The organism is Mesorhizobium sp. M4A.F.Ca.ET.020.02.1.1, assembly GCF_004022645.1.
In the GTDB taxonomy this organism is placed as follows: Bacteria; Pseudomonadota; Alphaproteobacteria; order Rhizobiales; family Rhizobiaceae; genus Mesorhizobium.
Map to the genome: position 1 here is coordinate 1 of NZ_RZOI01001308.1, position 690 is coordinate 690.

The window sequence follows — 690 nt, forward strand, 5'->3', positions numbered from 1 at the left end:
GTCGACAGCGTCTTCAAGGAGATTGCCTCAGCGGCGGCGAGCGGGGCCGAGACGAACATCCCCGGCTTCGGAAAATTCAAGGTGAAGGCGACGCCGGCCCGTGAAGGCCGCAATCCGGCCACCGGGGGAACGATCAAGATCGCGGCCTCGAAGAAACTGGCCTTCGCGCCGGCGAAGGCCGTAAAGGACGCGCTCAACGGCTGAGGCCGGCAAGCGCGTCCGAGGCGCGACGCCGCCTAGAAGAGCGGTTCGCTGCTGAAGAGGCCTTCCTGCTCGACCCAGATCGCCTCGCGCTCGGCCAGCGCCATCGCGAGCTCCTCTTTGATCCAGCGCCGCTCGTTGGCGTCGACGGCGTTCCGCAGCTCGGCCCGAAGCTCTTCAATGTGTTGATCGATCGACATCGTCATCTCCTTGATGTTTGTGAAGGACGACGCCGGCGGCGATGGCGGGCCGGAGGGGTCAAGGATCGCGCAGCGACCGCCGGAGGCGGCGAGTGGGGGAGCCGAAATGCGCAAGCATTTTGGGGGGACCGCTCGTCCTTGAGGCCTTCGGGTCGACATGGCACCATCGGACGACCTGAGCAGACTTCCCGCTCCCGGTTGTGCGCCCGGGAAGCGAGAAGCAGGCGCGGTACCGTCCCGTGTAAGGCGACAACGTGACCACTGTGACAGGTCAGCGTTGTGACGACCT

2 protein-coding genes are annotated in these 690 nt (G+C 65.8%); one reads left to right on the forward strand and one right to left on the reverse strand.

What is annotated here, in order from left to right:
- The coding region (locus tag EN742_RS36820) for an HU family DNA-binding protein (RefSeq protein ID WP_148670611.1) at positions 1-204 on the forward strand (204 nt) is incomplete at its 5' end.
- Between the two features lie 32 nt (positions 205-236).
- Here EN742_RS36820 and EN742_RS38510 read toward each other — a convergent pair.
- Positions 237-401, reverse strand: a complete 165-nt coding sequence (locus EN742_RS38510) for a hypothetical protein (RefSeq protein ID WP_189375771.1) — start codon at positions 399-401, stop codon at positions 237-239.
- Between the last annotated feature and the right edge of the window lie 289 nt (positions 402-690).